Source organism: Boseongicola sp., from assembly GCF_057460485.1.
The window spans coordinates 1-6841 of record NZ_JBVCWP010000205.1 but is presented as its reverse complement, the minus strand read 5'-3'; the positions used below and the strand labels follow the sequence as shown (position 1 = coordinate 6841).

Below are 6841 nucleotides of genomic sequence, written 5' to 3'. Positions count from 1 at the left end.
GTATTTTTCAGGAAGACGCTTGGGATCCTCCTTGCCTTTTTTCAGCCTTCTACGGTGGAAAAGCCACCAAATAGGCCCCGAAACTTGTGAAAATGCAAGATAGAGGCGCGTAAGCGGAGACATGGCGTCAGGCTGCGCCTCGGTTCAATAGCCTCAGCATTGTGATAAGCCCGACGGGGCTACCCTCGCTCGCAACGAAGGCCGCCGAGATACGTTTCGTCTGCAGAATCCGAAGCGTTTCTCCGACAAGCATCTCTGGCGACAAAATCACCGAGCCTTTGGTCATCACAGCCATCGCGGGCGTCTCGTGAAGAGCGACTTGCATTGTCGATGCGGCATTTCTTTCAAGATAGCGACGTATATCGCCATCCGTAATAACACCTTGCAATTCACCGTCTTTGGTCACGCCAACGATACCCTGCCCCTTGGAAGACAAAATGTTGAGGGCGGCCATGACCGGAGTGTCTTGTGCCACCAACGGCAGATCTTCACCTTCGATCATGATTTCGTCCACGCGTTTCAAGGCAGCACCAAGCGAACCTCCCGGATGGAAGGAGTGAAAGCTTTCCTCGCTGAACCCCCGCATTTGCAAAACCGCGATCGCAAGTGCATCGCCCAGCGCAAGCTGAAGCAAGGTCGACGTTGTCGGGGCAAGGTTGTGCGGACATGCCTCGCGCACTTTGGGAAGGACCAAAGCCACATCTGCGGCGCGCGCCAAAGCGCTTTCGGCGGTTCCAGTAATGGCTATGAGGCGGACGGCATGGCGCTTCGCATATCCGATTACATCCGATAACTCGCGGGTTTCCCCCGACCAGCTTAACGCAAGGATGACGTCATCGGGCTGCACCATGCCAAGATCGCCATGGCTCGCCTCAGCGGGGTGCAAGAAATAGGCCGGCGTGCCAGTAGAGGAAAACGTCGCGGCCAGCTTAGCCCCGATATGCCCGGACTTTCCAAGACCCGTCACGATTAACCGGCCCGACATTTCGGAAATCAGCTCCAGCGCCTCGGCCAAGGACTGATCCATCGCGCCCAGCCCTTCCGACATTGTCTTCAGTGCCGCAAGGTCGGTTTCAATGGCCGCCTGTATCGCGCTGGTCGTGTTCATCGCTCGAAACCTTTCGTTCGCCACCGGCATAGAGGATTGCGGCTGCGCAGCAAAGACTTAGCCGCGCAGACTATGCTTTGACGACCTCGTCCAATGCCTTTAGCCGCCTCAAGAGCGCAGGCATACCGGCCAATGGCACCATGTTTGGTCCATCCGATGGTGACCGCGCAGGTTCTTCGTGAGTCTCAATGAAAACGGCAGAACAACCGACGGCAACTGCAGCGCGGGCGAGCGGTGCAACGAATTCTGATTGCCCGCCAGTCGACCCTCCAAGCCCCCCCGGCAACTGCACCGAATGTGTCGCGTCAAAGACCACTGGGTAGCCGGTTTGCGCCATTATCGGCAGGCTTCGCATATCGCTTACAAGCATATTGTAGCCAAAGCTTGCCCCGCGCTCGGTAAGCAAAATTCTTTGGTTACCAGTACTTTCCACTTTGTCGACGATATTTTGCATGTCCCAGGGCGCCAGGAACTGACCCTTTTTGACGTTGATGACGGCGCCCGTCTCGCCGGCGGCCAAAAGAAGGTCGGTCTGGCGGCACAAAAACGCAGGGATCTGCAAAATATCGACGGCTTCAGCCGCGGGAACACACTGAGTTGTGTCGTGCACATCCGTCAGAACTGGGCACCCAAATTCGCTGCGGATGGCCGCGAGTATCGACAAGCCTTCGTCTATTCCAACGCCGCGCTTCCCACCAAGGCTGGTGCGGTTGGCCTTGTCAAAACTCGCTTTGAAGACATACCCAATTCCGATGTCTGCACAGGCCTTTGCAAGCGTTTCTGCAAGCATGCGGGCATGATCAAGCGTCTCAAGTTGGCAGGGTCCCGAGATAAGCGTTAGTGGCGCCTCGTTAGAAACCGAGAGCGCGCCTATGGATACGGTCTTCATTTCAAGCCTTCCCTGGCCATAATTGCCTCGATGATCGGAACATCAGAAGGGTTGTTCAGTTCCCAGAAATCGTGGCCTTTGGATTCAACTTCCACGCATCTCACCGGTATCGCGTTTTCCAGAAAACGGAGTTGCTCCAAGCCTTCACGTTTCTCAAGCGGGCCTTCCGGTAAGCCGTTGTAGTGCATTAGCGTCTCAGGTTTATAGGCATAGCAACCAACGTGGTGGAACACTGAAACCGCATCCTGCGGTGCGCCATCATAAAACGGCAAGACCTCCTTGGAAAAGTAAAGCGCGTCGTTGTTGGCTCCAAAAACGGCCGTAGTGGCCCCTACACGCCCTGCTTTTCGGTCGGTCTGAAGTTTCGCCAAGTGCTCGGCGGCCGTTTTCAGAACCGGCGTCGCCATATGAATTGTGGGGTCCTCCGCCAGAGCATCTATCAATGCCTCAACGTAATGGGGCGGAGTTAGCGGCGCATCCCCCTGAAGGTTAACGATAATATCGGCAGGTTCCGACAAAAGGGCGACGGCCGCGGCGCAGCGTTCCGTGCCATTCCGGCATTCCGGCGGGGTCATCAATACGTTTCCACCAAACGCTTTTGTAGCTTCCGCGATACGCGCATCATCGGTCAGCACGAATACTTCGGCGACCGAAGACACCTGTGTTGCCGCGTCCCAGCTGCGTTCGATAAGGCTCTTGGCAATTCCTGTGGCCCCTCGCAGGACGGCAAGGGATTTTCCTGGAAAGCGCGATGACTGGTATCTCGCAGGAATAAAAATGACAGTTCGCACGCTTACCCGCCCCGTTGTTGCACTCTCGACTTAAAGAAAAGCGGGGCGCTCCGCAATCCGTAGCCACCTATTCACAGGTCGACATGCCCGATGCAGCGGCTAGTCTGGCATCCAAACCACCCCACGAAAGGGAGCGCCTTGGGCAGCCGTATATTCTCAGACAAGAACCGCCCGGTGCATCTCGGACCCTTCCCCCTAGAACGCCTGTCGCGCGGCGACCTGCCGGATCTGTCAGCCGTCGCGGAAGACCCGACAGTCGTTTTTTCAAGCGAGACACCCGAGGCCCTGATCAACGCTATGAGCGACTATCAGGCGATGATGGATGCTATACGAGATGGATTGATCAATCGGACACGATCAGAGATCCCAAGCGATCTGACCGAGCGATCCAACCACCTGAAAAGCTTTGGCTACTTCAACGACGCGAGCATGGTTGGCATTGGGCCGCTGCCCGATCTAGCAAGACGAGAAACAACTGTTCGCAACCCCGAGATTGATCGGCTTTCGCATGATCTTTCGACGCGACAAACAAAGACGCTCGCAAGCGGCATTGACATGATCATGGCGGATCTGAAGGAGTCTATGGCTGCCCCGCCGACGGATATTGATGGGCATAAGTCTACTATTGTCGTCTTGAACGAAGCTCCTCGCCCGCCCTGGCCCGATGAACCCGGCGCGACTTGGTTGCGAGACGCAAGTGTGCCTGCAGCCGCGCTGCGTGCGGCGGAAACAGCTGCGGTATTGGCAAATTATATTCGGCTGCTGGGCTGGGAAGCGCGGGCACATACTGTGACGTCGTCAGATGTTCACTTAAACCGGCTTGGTGTGGCATCGGGGCTTCTTTCTCACGAAGACGGTACCGTGGAGGCCCCCTATATCGGTGAAAGCTTCGGCCTCGCGGCAGTTACGACCACGATGCCCCTCCAACATGACGCCCCCTTGGTGCCAAAGGCAGAACAGCCTTGGTTTCGGACGTCGGGGCCAAGCTGGTGGCTTGGGACATCGGGGGCCCGCCGGACCGGTATTGGCGGCAATCCCTTCAAGTCCAGAGCTTTCCATCTTGGCCCGCATCCTTTTGAAACGCTCAAACGTGTCGAAACTCCCACAACCTATATTGATGAGCCAAACGTTGCGCGCGTTCCTAAACGCACCGACATGTTTGCCCGCGCGCAGTTCGGAGACATGGGCCCGGCGCTCCAAAAAGGAGCGAAGGGCGGGTACTACGCGCGAAAGGCAGCGACATCGAGCGCGCAACGCCGCCTGCTGGGGGCTTTCGTTTTGCTTCAGGATGGCCCCGCAAAGAGTGACCCGAATAAGAGTGATGCCGACGAAAACGCGCTTGCGATCAAAGCTGCGAGTTACTTTCTCGGAATAGACGCAGTTGGGATCAGTCGATGTCCCGAATGGGCGTGGTATTCCCACGATGCAACCGGCGCTGCAATCGAGCCAACGCATGATCAAGCCATTTCGATGATTGTCGATCAAGGCCACGAAACGATGGAGGGCGCGAGCGGCGATGACTGGATTAGCGTCGCGCAATCTATGCGCGCGTATCTTCGGTTTTCGCTTCTTGGAGGGATTATCGCAGAACAAATCCGCAATCTGGGGTATTCCGCAAAAGCGCACACGGTGATGGACGGGGAAGTCTTGCAACCTCCGCTGCTCTTATTGTCTGGGCTGGGCGAAGTGAGCCGCATCGGCGAAGTCATCTTGAACCCGTTCCTTGGACCCCGCTTGAAATCCGGTGTCGTAACCACCGACATGCCCCTTGCGCACGACAAGCCGATTGATTTCGGAATGCAGGCATTTTGTGAGGCCTGCAACAAATGTGCGCGCGAATGTCCAAGCGGCGCGATTACCGCTGGTCCCAAACTGATGTTCAACGGCTATGAAATTTGGAAGTCAGACAGCCAGAAATGTGCCACCTATCGGATCACCACCGAAGGGGGGGCGATGTGTGGCCGGTGTATGAAGACCTGCCCCTGGAACCTTGAGGGTCTGTTCGCAGAAAAGCCTTTTCGATGGGCTGCGATGAATATACCAAATGCTGCCCCTGCCCTTGCAAAACTGGACGATTACGTTGGCAATGGCGGTCTCAACCCGGTCAAAAAATGGTGGTGGGATTTGGAATTGTCCGAAGGTGGGCACTACCTTCCGACCAAAAAAACCGTCAACGCACGCGACTTGCAACCTGACTTGAAACTCAAGTACGAGGATCAAACGCTCGCCGTTTATCCCGCCAACTTAGCTCCTCACCCTTGGCCTTATCCGTTTGCAATGGACCGTGAGGCCGGAATTGAGGCCTATCAGGCACTCGTCACCGCTGAGGAATATCAACGCCGACAGAAAGCCGGTGACGACAGCTTGGTGCATCGATACTCGGCAAAAGGCGAAAGTCCGGTTCTTCGCGTCGTATGCTCCAAAGCAGAACAGATGACACCGGATATCACAAAGTATGAATTTCGCGATCTCGATGGGAACGACCTACCCGCTTGGGACGCAGGTGCGCATCTTGATATCGTGGTGGCCCCGGAATACCTTCGCCAATACTCGATGTCTGGCGACCCTGCCGATCGCTCGGTTTATCAGATTGGTGTTTTGCGTGAGGACAAAGGTCGCGGCGGGTCTGCGTTGTTACACCGGATATTCTCTGAGGGCCGCAAAGTATTTATCTCCCGCCCAATCAATCACTTCCCGCTCGTTGAAGACTCCGAAATGACATTCCTGATGGGGGGCGGGATTGGCATCACACCCATGATCGCAATGGGGCATCGATTGCACGCATTGGGACGCCGCTTTGAAGTCCACTATTCTGTCCCATCGCGGGCTGGTGCGGGGTATCTGGAGGACTTGGAGAACGCACCTTGGGCAGAAAACTTGCGGCTGCACGTCTCGGACGAAGGAAGCCGGGCAGACTTTGGACGCCTGCTTCCTACATATGAAAAAGGAAGCCAAATCTACACATGCGGCCCCGATCGCTACATGCAGGCGGTCCTGAATGCGGCACAATCTGCCGGTTTTCCTGAGTATGCCCGGCACTTGGAGTATTTTTCTGTCCCAAAAATTCCAGAATACGAAAACCACCCATTCACGCTTCGGCTTTCAAAGTCCGGCAAAACGTTTGAGGTGCCCGCGGATAGGTCGGCTGCAGACATCCTGATTGAGAACGGTGTGCCGATCGACCTGAAATGCTCAGACGGTCTTTGCGGTGTTTGCGTCTGCAATGTGGTCTGCGGAGCCGTGGAGCATCGCGATTTCGTTCTGTCCAAGTCGCAACGGGAAAGTCGAATGATCACCTGTCAATCGCGTGCAGCTGAGCCGAACGGTGTGGTCGAGCTTGATCTATGAGCTGGTCAGGGCCGACTTAAACTATTGATAAGCCGCGTCGCCGACGGCATGCTCCAGGCGAAAGTAGGTCATCGCCAATGCAGTCAGAAAAAGCCACAGCACTATTTGGCGTCATCGAAGCGCGTCGAGACGACCTGATTGCGCTCACGCAGGAATTGGTCCGTATTCCGACGATCAACCCGCCCGGCGATCACTACCTCGAGATCTGCGAATATCTAAAACGTCGTCTGGAAAGCTCAGGGTTTGCAACCGAACTGGTCCGCGGCGAAGGGACACCCGGCGACAGTGACCGCTACCCTCGTTGGAATATTGTGGCACGACGGGACGGACGGCATTCCGGGGAGTGCGTCCACTTCAACTCGCACACGGACGTCGTTGAAGTGGGACACGGGTGGAGCAAGGACCCCTTCGCCGGCACTCTTGAAGACGGCAAAATATTTGGTCGCGGGACATGTGACATGAAGGGGGGCCTGGCAGCTTCGATTATTGCTGCCGAAGCGTTTATCGAGACATGCCCAGACTATGCGGGCGCGATTGAAATCTCGGGGACCGCCGACGAAGAAACAGGTGGGTACGGTGGCGTCGCCTATCTCGCGGAGAGGGGCTATTTTTCGCCTGACCGCGTGCAACACGTGATCATTCCTGAGCCGCTTCAAAAGGATCGGATTTGTCTTGGGCATCGCGGCGTATGGTGGGCTGAAATCG

5 protein-coding genes are annotated in these 6841 nt (G+C 56.3%); 2 read left to right on the top strand and 3 right to left on the bottom strand.

Features of this window, described 5'->3' with window-relative positions; translation table 11 throughout:
• Positions 1 to 127: 127 nt before the first annotated feature.
• The 3 genes from AC221Y_RS17835 to AC221Y_RS17825 form a co-directional block, all read right to left on the bottom strand.
• Positions 128 to 1108, bottom strand: coding sequence for a KpsF/GutQ family sugar-phosphate isomerase (locus AC221Y_RS17835; protein WP_299757006.1), 981 nt, complete (start codon positions 1106 to 1108; stop codon positions 128 to 130).
• Between the two features lie 70 nt (positions 1109 to 1178).
• On the bottom strand, positions 1179 to 1997 hold the full coding sequence (kdsA, locus tag AC221Y_RS17830; protein WP_299757008.1) for a 3-deoxy-8-phosphooctulonate synthase: 819 nt from the start codon (positions 1995 to 1997) through the stop codon (positions 1179 to 1181).
• Complete coding sequence (locus AC221Y_RS17825; RefSeq protein WP_486707909.1) at positions 1994 to 2788, bottom strand: 3-deoxy-manno-octulosonate cytidylyltransferase; 795 nt, start codon at positions 2786 to 2788, stop codon at positions 1994 to 1996. Before AC221Y_RS17825 ends, kdsA begins: the two co-directional genes overlap by 4 nt.
• Before the next feature lie 138 nt (positions 2789 to 2926).
• Here AC221Y_RS17825 and AC221Y_RS17820 point away from each other — a divergent pair, with 138 nt between their 5' ends.
• Together AC221Y_RS17820 and AC221Y_RS17815 are read left to right on the top strand one after the other, a co-directional pair.
• Entirely contained in the window at positions 2927 to 6136 is a 3210-nt protein-coding gene (locus AC221Y_RS17820; RefSeq protein ID WP_486707908.1) for a reductive dehalogenase, read from the top strand.
• 77 nt (positions 6137 to 6213) lie between these two features.
• On the top strand, positions 6214 to 6841 hold a 628-nt coding region (locus tag AC221Y_RS17815; protein WP_486707907.1), incomplete at its 3' end, for a M20/M25/M40 family metallo-hydrolase.

Coding starts and splice junctions, on each gene's coding strand:
- AC221Y_RS17835 (WP_299757006.1), bottom strand. CDS start 1,108: ATGAACACGACCAGCGCGATACAGGCGGCCATTGAAACCGACCTTGCG.
- kdsA (WP_299757008.1), bottom strand. CDS start 1,997: ATGAAGACCGTATCCATAGGCGCGCTCTCGGTTTCTAACGAGGCGCCA.